We start from the raw sequence: 19,675 nt of genomic DNA on the forward strand, positions 1-19,675 counted from the left end.
AGCGCAAATAAAAAATAACTTGAAAATACATTTTTTACTTCACCTTACAGTTCCCTGTTAAGGAGTCCCGCCGATATCCAACTCTATCTCACAGAACCTAGATCATACCATTGCCTGCCATTTCAGTAAACACTTTTGCCTATGCTGCTTCAAACAACAAAGACGATTCCCCTTAAAAAGTAAGGTTAATCGTCTTCTCCGGTAAACATTTCAGTGGATCTGTCATCTAATTGTCCGGAATACAGGTTTCACTGCGTCTCCGCGCGTTTCTTCTGATCACGGTATTCTTTGGGTGTCATTCCCGTCTGCTTCAGAAAAACCTTGGTAAAATACCGCCGCTCCTGATACCCCACGCCCGAGCTAATCGCCGTAATGCTCTTGTCCGTGCTGGACAGCATGAATTTGGCGGCTTCAATCCGCTGCTGGGTGACATATTCCACGAAGGTCATCGCAAAACGGTTCTTGAACAACAGGCAGAAATAGCTGCTGCTGATCCCGATCCTGCCCGCGACCTCCTCGATCCCGAGATCATAGCTCAGCCGTTCGGAAATAATTTTCGCCGCCAGATTCATCAGCTGATCCGGTGTTTTTTTGGCCGTATCCTCTGCCGCGGGCAGCTCCTGGAACAACGGGATGCTATTGTACAATTTGTCCTTATACTGCCGGTTGCGGATTTGCGTGCCGATTTCCCGCACCTTGTTGCCAAGCTCACCATAATGAATCGGCTTGCAGATATATTCCTTCACCCCAAGCCGGATGGCTTCCCTGGCATAATCGAATTCCTGATATCCGCTCAGCAGCAGCACCTCGCTCTCCAACCCCATTTCCCGCAGCTTGCCAATGAAGGTCAGTCCGTCCATCACCGGCATGCGGATATCACAGAGCACCAGATCCGGCGCCGCTTCCTCAGCAATCTTCAGTGCTTCCATACCGCTTCGCGCCATGCCTGCAACTTCCATCCCCATCTCCGACCAGGGCAGCACTCTGTTGAGATTGTTAAGGATAGGGGCTTCATCGTCAACCAATAATACTTTTAGCATAATGATCTTCCCCCTGCTCGTATTTAGGTATGACGCATTGGATAATCGTGCCCTCGCCGGGGCTGGCACAGATGAAAATACCATATCTGCTGCCGTATTCAATCCGAATTCTGTCGGCTACACTCCGTACGCCAAGCCCGCGCCGTTCCTGGTGCATTCCCTGATCCTCCTGGCTGACCGCACTCTGCTCCGCCGAATCACCGATCATATACTGGAACATCGAAAGCTGGGCAGAAGTCATGCCGATTCCGTTATCCTGTATTCGCAGAATCAGATTCCCCTGATCCTCCCAGCCCTTCACACTCAACCGGCCATGGTAGCCGATCCCCTCGAACCCGTGCTGGATGCTATTCTCTACAAGCGGCTGCAGTGTCAGCTTAAGAATACCGCAGCTCATAAGCTCCTCCGGAATATCGATCTCATAATCGAATACATCCTCGAATCGGAATTTCTGGATATCAAGGTAATTGCGCAGATGGGTTATTTCCTCGTGAAGTGTGATCTCATCCCTGTCCTGAATACTGATCCGTAGAATGCTGGCCAGACGGTAGACCATTTCACTGACTTTGCTTCCTTCGTTCTGAACGGCGAGCACATTGATGGATTCCAGGGTATTAAAAAGAAAATGCGGTTTGATCTGCGCCTGCAGTACACGCATTTCCGCCTGATTTTTCCGCCGCTGTTCCACCTGAATACGGTTAAACAGCATATTTATTTTGTTCATCAGGTCGTTGATCCCTTTGGCCAGCAGTGTCATCTCGTCATTGCCCTTCTCCTCCACCCGCGTTGTGAGATCACCATCTTCAACCCGGCGCATAAAACGGACAATGACAGCAATCCCGCCGGTAATCCGGTTCATGAAGAACAGGTTGAAAATGACCGCTGCCAGAAAACACAGGAATATTACGGCGACAAACCAGCGGGCAAATACGGTAACTTCGCGGGACAACGAACCCCATGAGGTCACAGACACCAGGCTCCATGGATAGTCTTTCAGATGATATACAGACAGAATGCTTTTCTCTCCGCCGAATTGGGTTTTGAAGCTTTGAAAGCCTTGCTTATAGGTAATATTCTTAGTTGTAAAAGAGCTTAAACTCTGGCCGTCCAGATTGCGGTCCGGATCAAGCAGAATCATTCCGTCATCATTCACGAGCATAAACGAAACCTTCTGGTTACTGCCGCCGATCTTTAAATTACGGAAGATGGATTCGAACTCCCAGTTTTTGATCTGCACTACCAGAATGCCGATATTCTGAAAGAAGCTCAGCTCTTTGATTAAGCGGATCTGCGTAAATACCGCTTCGGTTCCGGTCAGCTCCGGATACTCATGCGGCGCCAGCCATTTCGGCACTCCATTGAGCTCCATAACCTCCTGGTACAGCGCACTTCCTTTGAACTTGTCATAGGGAAGCGTCCGGAAATTCTCTTTGGTGAAGACCGAGACAATCTCTGAGCTGCCTTTTCCATTAAAATTGTATAAAAAGGCGTAACTAATCGAAGGATGATTATAGAGCAGACTGCGGAAATTGCGTTGGCTGGCATTCAGACTCAGCTGCTCGGCATCGGTCAGGTCCTGTTTGGAGGGATCATCCGCACTAAGCGCCATATGAAAAACTGAGGTGGCAATTCCGTTGTCCGTCACATTGTTCATATCCTTGAAGACATTGGAAATGCTGTAGCTGATCGCTTTGAGCGAATACTCCGACTGCTGGCTGTATTTCTTCTCAATTGAATTATAAGTTACGAAGAACATAATCATGCCAAGGATAAATAACGGAATAATGATCAAACCCAAAAATGCCGTAAACAATTTATAGCGCAAATTCATCGGCTGCGCTCCTGACTGTGATAGGGTTAACCTTTTACGCTGCCTGCCGTTACACCTTCAATTATTTTCTCCTGCAAAACAGCATAGATTATGACTACCGGCAGCACGCTATAGACAATCCCGGCAGACATTTGCGCGTAGTTCATCTGGTACTGATCACGAAATTGGACCATTCCCACCGGAAGCGTACGCAGCTCATCGTTCGAAAGAAAATAGTTAGCCAGCAAAAATTCATTCCAATTTCCCAGGAAATTGACTATGAATACTGTAACCATGGCGGGAACCGTCAGAGGTACAATAATCTTAGCAAAGATGCCCGGAGCCTTCAACCCATCCATTACCGCTGCTTCCTCAATTTCACTGGGCAGGGAACGCATGAAAGCGGCCAGAATGATAATCGTAAACGGAATCGCGTTGGCAATATAAGGGATAATCAGCGCCCAGTGCGTATTCAAGATATGCAGCTTGCGTACAATCGTATAGATCGGCAGCATCAGCGCATTATTCGGAATCAGCATTCCGATCAGCACCAGCGAAAACAGTATCGTGTTCCATTTGCCCTGGCGCATCCGCGTGACCGCGAAGGCAAACATCGAAGCCAGCAGGATCGATACCACCGATGCCAGGACCGAAATGTACAAGCTGTTGAAAAAGTACGTGCTGATCTTAGCGTTAACCCACGCCTCTACATAGTTGTTAAACACGAATTCCTTCGGGATGCCGAATGGATTCAGGGCGATCGAGTTATTGTCCTTCTTCACGGAGGAGAAGAGCACGAATAAGAACGGAAACAGAACCACTAAAAGATAGCCGAGCAAAGCAACATGGGGCAGACTTTTCTTCAAGGTACGCGGCATCAGTATTCAATCCTTTCACTACGCCGGTTAAACAGCAGCTGATATAGTGCCGTAACGACAAGAGTAAACACGAAGATTAGGACTGCAATGGTATTGCCGTACCCGTACTTAAAATTGGTGATAGCATATTTAATCATGTAGGTGGCCATGACTTCAGTCGAGCCTGCCGGTCCGCCTTTGGTCATAACGATGACAATATCGGCAGCCTTCATGGCCCCGGCAATGGAGAGCATAATCACCACGGAAATAATCGGTACAATCAGCGGCAGAGTAATACGGGTAGCCCGCTGAAAGCCGGTTGCGCCGTCAATCGCTGCCGCCTCATCAAGCTCACTGGGAATGGATAGGATCGCTGCCAGCACCATGACGATGTAGAATCCGGTCCACTGCCAGGCATTTGTAATCAGAATCGACAGCATGGCAAAACGCTCATCTGACAGCCAATAAATCGGCTCCACTCCGAACAGCCCCAGCAGTTTATTGAACAGCCCGATATTAGGCTCATAGATAAAGCCCCACAGAATACCGATTACTGCTGTAGACATTATGGAAGGCATAAATACGGCTGTTTTATATAATCCTTTGAGCTTCTTCACATTGGCAATCAATAAGGAGAAAAAGACGATCAGCGGAACCTGTATAAATACGGAGAATAGGATGAACCAGCCGTTATTCTTCACGGAGACCCAGAAGCGTTCATCGCCCAGCGCCTTCTTGAAATTGGTTAGACCGGTGTATTTGACGGTATCCGATACGCCGTTCCAGCTGGTGAAGCTATAATAGATTGAACTGAAGATCGGATAGATGAAGAATACAAAGAACAATGTAAGTGCAGGAATAACGAACAGGATGAAGACCAAGGGGTTTTTGAGTGCTTTATTCATGACTACCTCCGATAGCTTTGACATCTGGGAATGATTAGGCCGGAGTGCAAAAATGCACCCTGGAGCAAGCACCAGGGTACATTTCATTGGCTGCTGCTTACTCTACCGCTGCGTTCGCTTCTTCCTGAACCTTCTGCAGCGCTTCGCCCATCTTCTCAGGTGTAGTCTGACCGCCGATCAGCTTCTGAATTTGAATATTGCTGATTTCGGTCGTTACATCCGCCTGTACCAGAGAGTCGAACGCCGGGAAGGAGGACTCCGAGCTGTTCAGCACTGCCACAATTTCACTCATCAGATCATCTGTGATATTCTCGTTCAGCACCGCCTGATCAATCTTCATCGCCGGAAGCACACCGTCTTCCACCAATCCGCGCAATTGCATTTCTTCATTGTACATATTTTTGATGAACGACTTCACTGCGGCTAGTTGACGTTCGTCTTCACCTGCTGAAGCGGAGAAGCCATAGCCGTTGTTCACATCACGCATCAGGGCCGTCTGATCGCCTACCCCGCCTTCAACCGCAGGGATATTGAAGAATCCTACCTTACCGATCAGCCCTTCGCCGGATTGACCAGCCTTGAAGACCGAGGATTTCCAGGTTCCGTCATACATCAGAATCGCTTCACCGCTGGTGAACTGGGTCGTATATTCAGCATATTCGAACCCGAGCTCACCTTTTTTGAAGTAGCCTTTGTCGACCCATTCCTTGTATTTGGCGAATCCTTTTACAACGTTCGGATCATTCCACTTCGCTTCACCCGTAGCAAACTTCGCTGTAACATCCGGACCGGCATACCGGGACCACAGGTGATTAGCCAGCATCAACGGTACCCAACCGGCTTTGGATGCGCCTGCCATTGGCACTTTGCCGTCCGCCTTAATGTCAGCCAGCTGCTGTTCCAGTTCCGCGAAGGTAGTTGGAGCTTTCCAGCCCTTGCTTGCATAATATTCTTTATTATAGAAGAATCCTTCACCCGAACCGCCAATCGGCAATCCGTAGATTTTGCCTTCATAAGTAAAAGGATCCAGATTGGAGAATTTATCCTTGATTCCGAGTTCTTCGAGGATCGGGGTGAGATCTAGCAGCTTGCCTTCTTTCGCGTAGATCTTGGAATCAGGGCTGCCGAACAGGTCGAAAATTTCCGGCGGATTACCGGCGGCCATTTCACCGCGCAGCTTCTCTTTGCGGTTCACATCCGAATCCACACCATCCAGCTTGAAGGTCAGACCCGGCACCTCTTGCTGCACCTTGCCTACGACATCTTCCAGAATCGCCAGGCGTTTCTGTTTATCGGCACCAACCTGTGTATGACGGATTGTCATTTCAAAAGGCTCCGTGTTCACCGGTTCTTCTGTTGCCGGGGCATTGGTTGCAGCAGTCCCGCTGTTAGTTGCAGCGGCTTCACCATTGTTGCCTGAATTATTATTATTTCCGCAAGCAGTCAGTAGGGCTGAGGTGACAAACATTAGGGACAAGAGCATGGTTATACTTTTTCTCATTACGGGTGACCCTCCCTGGTTAATGATTTATGATTTCACTTACAACTCTTATTATAGAAAACAGACTTTGTAATCGTAAGGTTAAGATTCATCTACAATAGGGATAAAAACCTCTAATGTAAGCGAATACAATGGCATTTAGTCACATATTAAGTTATATTTTATGACATAATATTAAAAACCCAGTGAAATGACAACTCATTCTTGTTATGAAACCTATACACAATGTGAATTACCTCTATATTTACTTTCTTAACCTGACAGCAAAAAGCCGTCCCCCAGTATATTAGCTACTGTCAGGAACGGCTTCATTCAATTGCGATCATTATTTTACCAAAGCTGTCTCTTGACGTCCTTCTTCGATCAGCCGGTAAGCGCGCTGCACTTCCTCTTCTGTTGGTGAAGGTACACCCTCAAGCTCATAGGGACGGCCAAGCACTTCCCATTTATAGATCCCCATCTGGTGATAAGGCAGGATTTCAAACTTCTCAACACCGTTTAGGGTTCCGATGAACCGCCCAAGATTCAGCAGGTCTTCTTCCTTGTTATGAATACCAGGAACGTAAACGTGGCGGATCCACATTTTACGATTATGATCTGATAACCAGCGGGCCAGTCTCAACGTACGGTCATTGGATTTACCTGTTAGCTTGATATGAGCTTCATCATCAATATGCTTTAGGTCCAGCAGCACCAGATCCGTTACATCTAACAGATCAGTAATCTTATCGCCTTCGTTATACCCGTTCGTATCGAGTGTAGTGTGCAGGTTCCAGCGTTTCTTCACTTCCGTGAACAATTGCTTTACGAAATGTGCCTGGAGTGTTGGCTCCCCGCCTGAAACGGTAAGTCCACCGCCTGAAGAGCGGTAATAGTTCAAATAAGGCTGAATTTCTGAGAGTACATCCTCGATACTCATTTCTTTACCTTCGTTAAGACCCCAGGTATCCGGGTTATGACAATATTGGCACTTCAATAGGCAACCCTGCATAAATAGAACAAAACGGATACCAGGCCCGTCCACGGTCCCAAAGGTTTCTAAGGAATGTATGTGTCCATTAGCCATATGATGACATCCTTTCGAAATAAAACTTCAAATTTTAATGAATTTTAAGCAAGATTTTACCGCCCTTGAAACAAGAGCGGTATCACCTTGCAGCTATTGCATTGTATAAGCGTAACTGCGGTTAGCAGTTAATTTAATTACATTGCACCGTGGAAAGTACGGTTGATAACATCGAGTTGTTGTTCACGAGTCAGCTTGATGAAGTTAACAGCATAACCAGATACGCGGATAGTCAATTGTGGATAGTTTTCTGGGTGCTCCATAGCATCCATCAATTGTTCGCGGGCAAATACGTTAACGTTCAAGTGGTGGCCTTTGCTGCCGAAATATCCGTCCAGCATCGATACCAGATTGGATTTACGTCCTTCTTCTTCTTTACCAAGTGCTTTAGGCACGATAGAGAAGGTGTTGGAGATACCATCCAAGCTATCTTCGTAAGGCAGTTTAGCTACGGAGCTCAAGGAAGCCAAAGCGCCTTTTTTGTCGCGTCCGTGCATTGGGTTAGCACCTGGTGCGAACGGCTCGCCTTTTTTACGTCCATCAGGAGTTGTACCTGTTTTCTTACCATATACTACGTTCGAAGTGATAGTCAGTACCGATTGTGTCGGCAGAGCATCACGGTATGCATGGTGTTTGCGGATCATAGTCATGAACGATTCAACCAGTTCTACTGCAATGCTGTCAACAGCATCATCATTGTTACCGTAGCAAGGGAATTCACCTTCAGTTTCGAAGTCAACCGCGATACCTTGTTCGTTACGGATCACTTTAACTTTTGCATGTTTGATTGCGCTCAGGGAGTCAGCGGTAACAGACAGACCGGCAATACCACAAGCCATAGTCCGCAGAATATCGCGGTCATGCAGAGCCATTTCGATACGTTCGTAGGAATATTTATCGTGCATGTAGTGAATGACATTCAGTGTGTTCATGTAAGTCTTAGCCAGCCACTCCATCATCGGTTTAAAACGTTTCATTACTTCGTCGTATTCCAGGTATTCAGAAGTGATACGCGGATATTCAGGTCCTACTTGAGCACCAGATTTTTCATCCACACCGCCGTTGATTGCATACAGCAGAGCTTTTGCCAGGTTAGCGCGGGCTCCGAAGAATTGCATTTGTTTACCGATACGCATTGCGGATACGCAGCAAGCGATACCGTAGTCGTCGCCGTAGATTGGACGCATCAAATCGTCATTTTCATATTGAATCGAGCTGGTTTCGATGGAAACCTTCGCACAATATTTTTTGAAGCCTTCAGGCAGTTTTTCAGACCACAGTACAGTCAGGTTAGGTTCTGGTGCTGGTCCCAGATTGTACAGGGTGTGCAGGAAGCGGAAGCTGTTCTTAGTAACGCGTGTTGTTCCGTCTACGGACATACCGCCGATGGATTCTGTAACCCAAGTTGGGTCACCGCTGAACAGTTCGTTATAGTCAGGCGTACGCAGGAATTTCACGATACGCAATTTCATGATGAAATGGTCAACCAGTTCTTGTGCTTGTTCTTCAGTCAATGTACCTTCAGCAATATCGCGTTCTACATAGATATCAAGGAAGGAAGATACACGTCCAAGGGACATTGCAGCACCGTTTTGTTCTTTGATTGCAGCCAGGTAACCGAAGTATACCCATTGGAAAGCTTCTTTAGCGTTGTTTGCAGGCTTGCTGATATCCATGCCGTGCATTTGTGCCATTTGTTTCAATTCGCTAAGGGCACGAATTTGTTCGGAAATTTCTTCACGAAGACGGATAATGTCATCTGTCAGGGAATCCACTTCAAGGTTTGTAAGATCTTGCTTCTTTTCTTTGATCAGGAAGTCAATACCGTAAAGTGCTACGCGGCGGTAGTCACCGATAATACGGCCACGGCCATAAGCATCAGGAAGACCTGTGATGATACCGGCTTTACGTACGGCTCTCATTTCGGATGTATATGCATCAAATACGCCTTGGTTATGCGTTTTGCGGATGTTCGTGAACATTTCAACAATGTTTTGCGGAAGTTCGAAGCCGTATGCTTTGGTAGCATCGATCATCATCTTGATTCCGCCAAAAGGTTGAATAGAACGTTTGAAAGGAGCATCTGTCTGAACACCGACAATTTGTTCTTTGTCCTTGTCGATGTAACCAGGCTGGTGGGATACGATTGTAGATACAGTATTAACGTCTACATCAAGCACGCCGCCGTTAGCAATTTCTTGCTTGGTCATTTCAGAAACAATTTTCCAAAGTTCTGTTGTGTTATGTGTAGGACCTGCGAGGAAATCTTCCTTACCTACATAAGGATTGATGTTCTTCTCGATAAAATCATTTACGTTTACTTTCTTGGACCATTTACCTTTTGCAAAACTTCTCCAACCGGACTTTACTTCTTGTACATCTTTTTCAATCACCGACATGCTAAATCCCTCCATTTATATTTATATTATTTGTAGAGATCGCGGGCTTGAAGGTTAATCCCGTGTCTCGTGATCCCAATGATATGGTTGTTATAAAATTCACAATCGCGACTTCATATCCGGGAACGTTGTTTATATAAACATTTTAGTTTATTTTCTCAAAAAGGACTGTGACAAATATCACCTTTCCGGTGATATTTGTCACTACCATCTAGTCCCATATTAACCTTTAAACTTGCTTTTTGCTAAGCAATCGCCAATTATACGTCGAATCTTCCGTAAAATGCGTTGCGGTATACATCAGCCAGCTCAGTTACCAGCGGCAGTTTAGGGTTGGCAGTAGTACATTGGTCTTCAAATGCACGGTCAGCCAGGTAATCTACACGCGATTCGAAATCCTTAGGATCGAAGCCAAGCGCCGAGAACGACTCTTCGATACCGAGTTTTTTGTTCAGATCGCGGATTGCATTGATCAGGCTAGTTACGCCTTCTTCAGTAGTGCGGGCCGGCAATCCCAGAATGCGGGCGATTTCGGCATAACGCTCGTCAGCTACGAAGTGGGAATATTTAGGGAACGAAGCGAACTTCGTAGGTTTTTTAGCATTGTAACGGATAACGTGCGGCATCAGGATGGCATTGGTACGACCATGCGCTGTGTGGTATTGACCGCCCCATTTGTGCGCCAAGCTGTGGTTAATGCCCAGGAACGCGTTAGCAAAAGCCATACCAGCGAGTGTCGATGCGTTATGCATTTTTTCACGAGCCAGTTTGTCGCCAGTCAGAGCCGATTTTTCCAGGTACTGGAATACCAATTGAATTGCTTTGATTGCCAGACCATCGGAATAGTCACTAGCCATTACAGATACATAAGCTTCAATTGCATGTGTCAATACGTCCATACCGGTATCAGCAACAGCAGTTCTAGGCAAGCTGTATACAAACTCTGGATCAACGATCGCAACATCTGGAGTCAGCTCATAATCAGCCAATGGGTATTTAGTATTGTTGCCAGTTGTCTTGTCAGTAATAACTGCGAATGGAGTTACTTCCGAACCTGTACCCGATGTAGTTGGGATTGCAACGAATTTCGCTTTGTTGCCCAGCTCAGGGAATTTGTAGACGCGTTTGCGGATATCCATGAATTTCTGTTTCAATCCGTCAAAGTCAGCATCCGGGTGTTCATAGAACAACCACATTCCTTTTGCAGCATCCATTGGGGAACCGCCGCCGAGTGCGATGATGCAGTCCGGTTGGAATCTGTTCATCATAGCAGTACCTTTTTCAACTGTAGTAGTCGATGGATCCGGTTCAACTTCCGAGAACACTTCGATAGCTACAGGTGTTTGGCGCTGACGCAGATAGTGTTCTACTCTCTCAACATAACCCAGTTTAACCATCATTGGGTCCGTGATGATTGCTACACGGCTGATGTTAGGCATTTTAGTCAGGTACTGTGTGGATCCTTTTTCGAAGTAAATTTTGTCAGGTACTTTAAACCATTGCATATTCACGGTACGACGGTTCACCCTTTTCACGTTGATCAGATTGATTGCAGTAACGTTCTGCGATACCGAGTTGCGTCCATAAGATCCGCAGCCCAGGGTAAGCGAAGGGATATTCGTATTGTAAATGTCGCCGATGGCGCCATGTGTCGAAGGCGAGTTCACAAGAATACGTCCTGTTTGCAGGCGGTTCGAGAACTTCATGATAACTTCTTCGTTGTTGGAGTGGATAGCCGAGCTGTGGCCCATGCCACCAAATTCAACGATTTCTGCAGCGCGTTCGATACCTTGGTCTGCATTTTTAACTTTGTAGCAAGCCAGAACCGGGCTGAGTTTTTCAGCGGACAGCGGATATTTAGTGCCTACGCCTTCGATTTCAGCTACCAGAATCTTAGTGCCGGCTGGAACCTGAATACCGCACATTTCAGCGATTTTCACTGCCGATTGACCTACGATTGCTGGGTTAACTGCGCATTTTTCTACGTTCATTGCGCCGTTTGTCAGCTTAGCAGCTTCATCTTTGTTAACGAAGTAGCAGCCATTCGCGATCATTTTCTTCTTCACTTGGTCAAAGATTGCTTCTTCAATAATAACGGCTTGCTCGGAAGCACAGATCATACCATTGTCAAAGGTTTTGGAAAGGATGATGTCTGTTACTGCTTGATCGATGTTAGCACTCTTCTCGATGAAGGCAGGAACGTTACCAGGACCTACGCCGAGTGCCGGTTTGCCGCAGCTATAAGCTGCTTTAACCATTGCCGATCCGCCGGTTGCGAGGATCAGTGCAACGTCTGGATTGTTCATCAGTGCGTTTGTTTTGTCCATAGTAGGAAGTTCAATCCATTGGATGAAGTTCTCAGGTGCACCAGCTTTTACGCCTGCATCATGAAGAATTTTGGCTGCTGCCGCACTACACTCTTGCGCAGATGGATGGAAACCGAATATAATAGGATTACGTGTCTTAGCGGCGATCAATGCTTTAAACATCGTGGTGGATGTTGGGTTGGTTACCGGTGTGATACCCATTACAATTCCGACTGGTTCAGCAATCTTCTGGAAGTTGTCATAAGTGTTATCTTCAATAACGCCTACTGTCTTGTCGTACTTAATTCCGTGCCAGATATATTCAGTTGAGAAGATATTCTTCGTAATTTTGTCTTCGTATACTCCGCGTCCTGTTTCTTCGACGGCCAATTTCGCCAGGTACATATGTTTGTCGAGACCTGCCAACGCCATTGCATGAACGATTGTGTTAACCTGCTCTTGATCTAGCTCCATGAACGCATCCAGGGCTTTCTTTGCTTTATCCACCAAAGTCTGAATATACTCTTCAGCGGTGGTTTGTTTCACTTGGGCGGCGACTTCGTTTTTAACTGCCATCTCCCTCGTCCTCCTGTCAATTTTTAGGTTGTTTTTCTCTACACATTTATCTTATCACATCCTCCTCGTCTTGTATAGTGAATTCTTTCACAAAGTATAAAGTTTTTTTGATTTGTTTTCAAAGCGCTTTCATTCGATCATAATCAGGATTTAATACCATTTTTTATAAAATATTTTGGTAATATTTATATTGCGGCTCTCTGTTGACTTCTGAAACCCAGGTTCTCAAGGTTTACAGGGATTTGAAATTGCTGCTTTTTGTCTGATATTGGAAAACAAAAAAACAAGACGGCTGTTCTCCCTATTCGGAAGAATGGCCCGTCTTGTATTCATTTCTGGCGTTACCAGCGTATTCTACTCTACTTTAATAGTATCGAAGAATTTCTCCTGCACCGTTTTGGCGGCGGCATCCAGCTGCGCTTTGGAGTCTGTGCCTTTTTTGGAGAACAGCTCCTGGATCACATTGGACATCGTTGCGTAATAATCCTGAGTGTTGTACTGTGCTTCAGGCTTACCATCCAGTAGAGCCATAATGTCAGGGTTGTATTGATACACAATGTCGGAATACTTGTCGTATACGGCTTTTGTTTTCTTGCCGAAGTCAGAGTCAGCAGCATAATAGTCCAGAAGCGGCGGGATAAAATACTTGCCGTCCGCTTTGCGCTGCTGCAGAATCGCATCGAGCGCTTCCAGGCCTTTATCAGAGAAATAATCAAATGTAATATAGCGGAAGGCCATTTCCTGCTCGTCTTTAGAAGCGTTCGGATTGATTACGAGGTAATCGCCGCCGAGCACTCCGGTATGCTTGCCGCCTTTTTCAGCTGCTGGCATTGGATAGGTGAGCACATCCTCGGGTTTGAGTCCGCCCTGATTCAGTGCCTGTTCAATGACGCCGTCGGAGCCAGCCATCACCATCGCCGTACGTCCCTGCTGGAACGCCCCAACTGCATCACCCCAGCCAAGTGCCCAGTCCTGCGGAATAGCGTTCGCTTCCCATCTCAGCTTCTTGTAGAAATCCAGTGCTTTTACCCCTGCTTCGGAATTAAAGGTAGCAACGACCTTGCCGCCCTCCACATTCTGGATCTCTCCGCCCGCTTCGAACAGGAAGTTGGTCCAGTTCCAGCCAGCTTCATTGCCTTTCCCCATTGGGGCGATTCCGGAAATCCCTTTTTTGGGATCAGCTACCCCTTTGGCGGTGTTCAGCATATCCTCCCAGGTCCAGTCCATCGCCGGAACGGCTACGCCTTTGTCATCCAGCATCTTCTTATTAATCATTGTTGTGGTTACATACCCTTTTTGGGTTACACCGTAGACCTTACCGTCAATGATGAACTGATTTTGCAGCACCGGATTGATTTGATCCTTGTACTCATATTTGTTCCACAGCTCCGTAATATCGGCAGCCCAGCCCTTTTCCACCAGGAATTTGGCTTCTGTAGCATAGGTGTTAAAGAAGGTTGGCGCTTCATTGGCGGCCATTTTCACTCCGATTTCACTGACATTGTACTGCCAGTCATCCTTGATAATCTCTACGTTCGGATATTCCGCCTGAAAGCGTTTGATCCGGTCGTCCTCCTGAGCCCGCATCTCTGTCAGGTCAGGTGTCGGATAGTGGATTTTGATCGTTACTTTTCGCTGGGTGATATCATCGGCAGGTGCATTTGTTGCAGCAGTGCTGTTATCCGTATTTGCTGTGGCAGGTGCCGGAGAAGCTTCCTCCCCTGTATTTCCCTGGGCATTTCCGTTGTTGTTATTGTTGCCGCCGCAAGCGGATAACAACGAACCGGCCACAAGGAGACATGCTAATACGCTGGAAAATTTACGCATTGAAACTCCCCTTTTCAATTCATAATTAACTTACAAATTCATCTTAAAAGAGAAATCGTTTACAAACGAGGTGTATTTATATTCCTTTCATGTGCAGGTTTACGATCCCCCGTAAAATCGCGTCTTCCGCGCCTACCCTTTCACAGCCGACAATGTCACTCCGCGCATAATGAATTTCTGGAAGATCAGGAACACGAGAATCGGCGGCAGAGACACCAGGAAGAGAATTGCAAACTTAATGTTCGTATTCAGCGCCTTGACGTTGATAACATACTTATAGATCGCAGTCGCGAGCGTATATTTATCCTCGGTGTGCATGACCAGTGACGGCCAGAACCAGTCATTCCAGGCTGTGGAGAAAATAAAAATGGCCAGCGTGGCGAAAATCGGCACGGACAGCGGAACAGCGATAGAGAAAAAGCTTCTCGGCTCCGAGGCTCCGTCAATCCGCGCAGCTTCAAAGATTTCCTGGTGAATTCCGTCAAAAAAGTTCTTCAGCAGCAGAAAAAAGAACGTGTTCGCTCCTGCCGGCAGCCAGAATGCCGCATACTGGTTGAGCAGGCCCAGCTCCTTCAGGTTGACAAAGTTCGGAATCATATAGCTGGTTGCCGGGATAAACAGTGTCATCAGGAAAAAGAAATAGAAAGCTTTCCGGTACGGTACATTCATCCGGGAAATACTGAACGAAGCCATGCCGAGCACTACCAGTGTCACTACCATATTCCCGACAAATATATATAGGGTATTCTTCAGGAACATCAGCAGATCAATGTAATTCACCGCATCCCTCAGATTGCTGAAATGCCACTCCTGCGGGAAAAAATGCGGCGGAAAGGAGTTAACCTCCTGGTTGGATTTCAGGCCGTTGAACATGGTCATCAGGATTGGATACATCATGGTAAAAACCATTATGGCAATAAGGAATACCATAAGGCCGTAGACAACTTTATTGCTTGTCTTTTTAAGATCATGTTCGGACAAAATTCCTCTCTCTGCGCTCTTCATCCTAATTATCCTCCTTCCCCAGCTTGAACTGTAAAATGCCCAAACCGCCCAGGACGATGAACATCAGCATGCCTAACGCCGTTGCCGTTCCATAATCAAGCCGGGTGAACGCATACTTCACGATCAGGAGTGCATAGGTAAGCGTGGTCTTATTCGGCCCGCCGTCCAGCAGCGCCAGCTGTGACTGGTATCCTTGAGAGGTCGCGATTATTTGCAGAATCAGCATCAGGACAATCAGATTGCGCAGGGATGGCAGTGTAATATGGCGGATACGCGCCCAGACACCGGCTCCGTCAATCTCGGCCGCTTCGTACCAGTCACGCGGAATACTGAGCACAGCGGCCAGATAGATCAGCATCCCCGAGCCAAACTGCTGCCACGTTTCCATAAACACAAGCGAGAGCATAGACCACCTGCTGTCCGTCAAAAAGGGGATCTGGTCCGCCCCAAGCGTACCCAGCAAGGCATTAATCGGTCCGACCGGATCATAGAGCCATCTCCACAGCCCATACAGAACCACCGCAGGCATTACATAGGGAAGATAAGCTGCTACCCGCACAAACCCTCCGAACCTCCGGAGTTCTGAGATCGCAATAGCGAAGGCAATCGGCACCCAGAAGCCGACGACAAGACAGAGCAGCATGTAATACAGTGTATTTTTGACTGCGATCAGGACATCGGGGTCCGTGAGCGCTGTAGCATAATTGCCGAAGCCTACAAAGGTATTTCCTTTAACAAAATCCACAGTATAAAAGCTGTACAGAAAGCCTTTGAAAATCGGCACCCACATAAACATAATGAAGATGACAAGGGCGGGCACGAGAAACATATAGCCCCAAAAATTCTTTTTCCAGCGGTTCTGTTTGTACGGTTTACTCTCGGGCTTCAACTGCAACTCGTCGTTTAATACAACGGTCTGGTTCATCTGGCTCCCTCATTCCTTTCCTCTTGCAGCACATTGACAAAGTGCTTCTTACCTTAATTGTAGGAAAGGCGGGGGAGGCTGAACATGTCTATATCTACCGAAGTCATGAGCGTTCTTACTTCTTCAGTTCACTCGGGCTGATGCCATAGTATTTTTTGAAAATCTTGCTGAAATGCTCCGGCGATTCATACCCGACCCGCTCGGCAATCTCATACCGGCGCAGATCGGTATTCAGAATCATCTCCCGGCTGTCCTCCATCCGCAGCTTGATCACATATTCCCACAGGTTGTGGCCTGTATTTTTTTTGAACAGGTAGCTGAGGTAGTTGGGGCTGACATGATTTTTTTTGGCAACCTCATGGATGGTTAATCCCTTCTGGGCGTAATTCTCATCGATATACTCCTTGGCCTTCTGCACGATCAGGTTGCTGCGCGTATGCAGCTCCTCGGGCGAAGGATCGGCGGCATAATTGTTCCAGTTGAAATCGCCGTAATAGAACACATAATGGTCGATATGCTCCTTGTTCCAGAGAATGGCCTTGGATGCCTGCCGGTTCAGCACCTCCATGAATGACAGCCCCTTAAGGATCTGGCTGATTCCAATGACTGCATTCAGATGCAAAAATTTATGAATGTTAAAATGCAGACTTCTGCCAAGCGTATCAAGCCTGCCTACCTGGCCCGTTCCCGCTTCTTCGTAGCTCTTCTCGTCCCATTGAATAATGACTGTGATTTCTTCAGCCGGGGAGTAAAACGCAGTAGAGCTCCATTCCTGATCCAGCAGTTCTTTGGCAATATTGAGCGCCCCATAACGCAGCAGGCCTCTGTCACGGGAGCTATAGTTCTTGCCCCCCATACTTTCATCAGGCAGCGGAAGCTTAATCTTGAGTACGGAGAAATAAGGACCCTGCAGCCTCAGTTCATCCAGCTTCGCCATTTCTTCCTCTTCGTTTAGAACAGCAGCCGGGTCTGACAGCAGCGCATTCAGCACCTTACTGTATTCCGGCAGCGGCTCCTCCAGCTTGAAGCTCTCGCCAAGGCCGGCCATGAAGGTGGCCAGTTCCGGCGATGGCCGGTCCATTTTGAGCAGGACATTCCGTACAGAATCAAGAAACTGCTCACTGTTGAGCGGCTTGATTAAATAATCCTTCGCCCCCAGCCTTACCGCCATTTGGGCATATTGAAAGGTTTCATGCGCCGAGATTACGATTGTCTGCACCCAGGGCTTCGCCAGCTTGGCATGCTGCATCAGCTCAATACCGCTCATCGCCCCCATCTGGATATCGGTCACCAGTAAGTCGACCTCCTCCATCCGGATACAGTCAAGCGCTTCAAAACCGCTGTTCGCGGTATAAATATGGTCGATATCCAGTCCGGAAGAAGCAAGCAGATTGCTGAGCCCCTTGCAAATTAGCGGTTCATCGTCCACAACCAGAATATTGAACATATGGTGATTCCCCCTTCTATTCTTTAACTTCCGTTTTTGGCAGCACGACAGAAGCCACTGTTCCGCCTCCCGGACGGGGGCCGTAGCGGATACCATAGCCAGGGCCGAAATGCAGCTGCACCCGCTGGTTAATATTCCGGATGCCGTAGCCGCCCGTTGGATTAGGACTATCATCATTCAGCACATGAGCGATCGCCTCGTAGTCGACCTGCCTATAACCGTTATCTGCAATGGTAATCAGCACCGTATCCTCTATGGCTGCTGCTGTAATGATGATCTCCCCGTCCTCATCCATATTTTTGACCCCGTGAATAATGGCATTCTCGATCAGAGGCTGCAGTGTAATCTTGGGAATCAGGTTGCTTTTCGTTTCCGGGGCAATGTTCCAGATGACAGCAAACACATAATCATACCGGTGCTGCTGCAGCTTGATATAGGCGCCGGCATGCTCCAGCTCCTCCTCCAAGGTAATCAGCTCTCTGCCCCGGCTTAAACTGATTTTCATCAGCTTAGATAATTCCTTGATCATCTCCGCAGATTCCACATTGCCTTCCAGCGAGCTTTTCCAATAGATACTCTCCAGAGTGTTATATAGAAGATGAGGGTTGATCTGCTGATACAGCAGCTGCAGCTGTGACTCCTTCTGCTTGATCTCCATCTGGTATTTGTACATTATGAGGCTGTTCAGCCTGCGGGCCATATCATAGGTCGAGGCGATCAGCACGCTGACTTCATCATTGCTGCCTCTTTTGGGCGTCTCGGGAACCCGGTTGCCTGGCTCATATTTGCGCACAAAAAAAGCCAGCTTCTGCAGCGGTGTCATCAGGGAACGCCAAAAGTAAGTGATTATGATCAGACCGAACAAGGCGTAGGCAACCGTTATGTATTGAATGACCCGCTTCATTTCATTCTGCTGCTGCAGGAGCGCTTTTACCGGAACCTTATAGACCAGCTTCTGCCCCAGCATATGATTATTGTTCACGACATAAATAAAATCATTGGTAATCACATCCCGCGTACCCTCCGGATCTCCGCTCTCCGCACCCTCGGGCAGCTCAATAACCTCTCCGGTGGAATTCGTGGTCGAAGCCAGCACCCGGTTATTCATATCCGTCAAGTAGATTTCCCCGTCCGGCAGTGAAATGGATTTCATCGATGCGCCGATCTTCGCCTCCATTTTGGTCACCACCAGCACGCCTATTGTTCCTGCCCCAAGATAGATGTTATTTACCGCTCTGACGTAAGTAAGGGTCTTCAGGTTCTCAGCCTGCGGGCTAAGGCGGTCCATGAACATCAGATACCCCCGGCCCTTCTGCCCCACTACCTGCTTAAACCAGAAAGGCTCCTCTTTCTGTGTAAAAAAATAAACGCCCGCCTTTTTCACCTGCGGAAAATTAGGGGCAAAAAAGTAATAATTGTTCGGATCATATACGTACAGCGAGTAATAAATCGCATCGCCCCGCTCCGCCCCCTGCGAATAGCTGCCGAGCAGCTTTTCTATCGTTTCATACCGTTCGACGCGCTCCAGCACCGGATCAAGTCCGCTCATATTCAGCTGCTGCAGAATCGGATTTTGAATCACTGTCGTAGTGATCTTATTCACCGTATCGATATCCCTGTTAATGATCGCAAAATTTTGTTTATTCAGCTCCACATAGGCATTCGTCACATGACGCTTTAAAATCTGCTCCGCCTTGTAGTTCCCATAGCTGTTAAGAATCAGGATCGGCGCAAACATAATCAGGAACAACAGAATCAGCTGCTGCTTGACGCTCAGCCTGACAATAGGTTTCATAAATGCGGACAACATCCCGGATTCACCTCCAGTTTCAATAATATAACAAATGGATAAGCGCTTACATAGGTCTATTTTAAAGTCAATTAGGTGTGTTTGTATGCAATTTTTCCGGCCGGCAGGGCTTGGAGAGGCTATATGGAGTCATTACGCAGAACATTTGGACCTCCGGCCGCTGTTGTCTCCGGATTTCTATGATTTATACCGCACAGCGGA

At 47.4% G+C, this 19,675-nt stretch carries 13 protein-coding genes; all 13 read right to left on the reverse strand.

All coding sequences use genetic code 11. The annotated features are described in order from the left end of the window. Positions 1 to 248 precede the first annotated feature (248 nt). The 13 genes from QU597_RS19665 to QU597_RS19725 all read right to left on the reverse strand — a co-directional run bounded on the left by QU597_RS19665 (position 249) and on the right by QU597_RS19725 (position 19,474). Positions 249 to 1,040, reverse strand: coding sequence for a response regulator transcription factor (locus QU597_RS19665; protein ID WP_310829465.1), 792 nt, complete (start codon positions 1,038 to 1,040; stop codon positions 249 to 251). Then, positions 1,018 to 2,871, reverse strand: a complete 1,854-nt coding sequence (locus QU597_RS19670) for a cache domain-containing sensor histidine kinase (RefSeq protein ID WP_310829466.1) — start codon at positions 2,869 to 2,871, stop codon at positions 1,018 to 1,020. Before QU597_RS19670 ends, QU597_RS19665 begins: the two co-directional genes overlap by 23 nt. 26 nt (positions 2,872 to 2,897) lie before the next feature. Beyond that, a complete protein-coding gene (locus QU597_RS19675) occupies positions 2,898 to 3,728 on the reverse strand; it encodes a carbohydrate ABC transporter permease (RefSeq protein ID WP_054941521.1) in 831 nt (276 codons plus the stop codon). Beyond that, positions 3,728 to 4,612 carry a carbohydrate ABC transporter permease gene (locus tag QU597_RS19680; RefSeq protein WP_310829467.1) on the reverse strand — a complete coding sequence of 295 codons (885 nt, stop codon included), beginning with the start codon at positions 4,610 to 4,612 and terminating at the stop codon, positions 3,728 to 3,730. The genes QU597_RS19675 and QU597_RS19680 overlap by 1 nt, the downstream gene beginning before the upstream one ends. A 97-nt stretch (positions 4,613 to 4,709) precedes the next feature. Continuing rightward, the gene (locus tag QU597_RS19685; RefSeq protein ID WP_310829468.1) at positions 4,710 to 6,113 is read right to left on the reverse strand and encodes an extracellular solute-binding protein; all 1,404 of its coding nucleotides are present in this window, start codon (positions 6,111 to 6,113) and stop codon (positions 4,710 to 4,712) included. Positions 6,114 to 6,438: 325 nt separating this feature from the next. Then, entirely contained in the window at positions 6,439 to 7,179 is a 741-nt protein-coding gene (gene pflA / locus QU597_RS19690; RefSeq protein WP_310829469.1) for a pyruvate formate-lyase-activating protein, read from the reverse strand. A gap of 137 nt (positions 7,180 to 7,316) precedes the next feature. Further along, the gene (gene pflB, locus QU597_RS19695; RefSeq protein WP_236332076.1) at positions 7,317 to 9,578 is read right to left on the reverse strand and encodes a formate C-acetyltransferase; all 2,262 of its coding nucleotides are present in this window, start codon (positions 9,576 to 9,578) and stop codon (positions 7,317 to 7,319) included. A 260-nt stretch (positions 9,579 to 9,838) separates the two neighbouring features. Next, on the reverse strand, positions 9,839 to 12,460 hold the full coding sequence (gene adhE, locus QU597_RS19700) for a bifunctional acetaldehyde-CoA/alcohol dehydrogenase (protein ID WP_310829470.1): 2,622 nt from the start codon (positions 12,458 to 12,460) through the stop codon (positions 9,839 to 9,841). 354 nt (positions 12,461 to 12,814) lie between these two features. Further along, positions 12,815 to 14,287 carry an ABC transporter substrate-binding protein gene (locus tag QU597_RS19705; protein ID WP_310829471.1) on the reverse strand — a complete coding sequence of 491 codons (1,473 nt, stop codon included), beginning with the start codon at positions 14,285 to 14,287 and terminating at the stop codon, positions 12,815 to 12,817. 132 nt (positions 14,288 to 14,419) lie between these two features. After that, positions 14,420 to 15,292: a carbohydrate ABC transporter permease gene (locus QU597_RS19710; protein WP_310829472.1), complete on the reverse strand. Its 873-nt coding sequence runs from the start codon at positions 15,290 to 15,292 to the stop codon at positions 14,420 to 14,422. Position 15,293: 1 nt separating this feature from the next. Next, entirely contained in the window at positions 15,294 to 16,121 is an 828-nt protein-coding gene (locus tag QU597_RS19715) for a carbohydrate ABC transporter permease (RefSeq protein WP_370656280.1), read from the reverse strand. 211 nt (positions 16,122 to 16,332) lie between these two features. After that, positions 16,333 to 17,664, reverse strand: a complete 1,332-nt coding sequence (locus QU597_RS19720; RefSeq protein ID WP_310829474.1) for a response regulator — start codon at positions 17,662 to 17,664, stop codon at positions 16,333 to 16,335. A gap of 16 nt (positions 17,665 to 17,680) precedes the next feature. After that, positions 17,681 to 19,474, reverse strand: coding sequence for a sensor histidine kinase (locus tag QU597_RS19725; protein ID WP_370656198.1), 1,794 nt, complete (start codon positions 19,472 to 19,474; stop codon positions 17,681 to 17,683). Between the last annotated feature and the right edge of the window lie 201 nt (positions 19,475 to 19,675).

This window comes from Paenibacillus pedocola (genome assembly GCF_031599675.1).
Classification (GTDB): domain Bacteria; phylum Bacillota; class Bacilli; order Paenibacillales; family Paenibacillaceae; genus Paenibacillus_AQ; species Paenibacillus_AQ pedocola.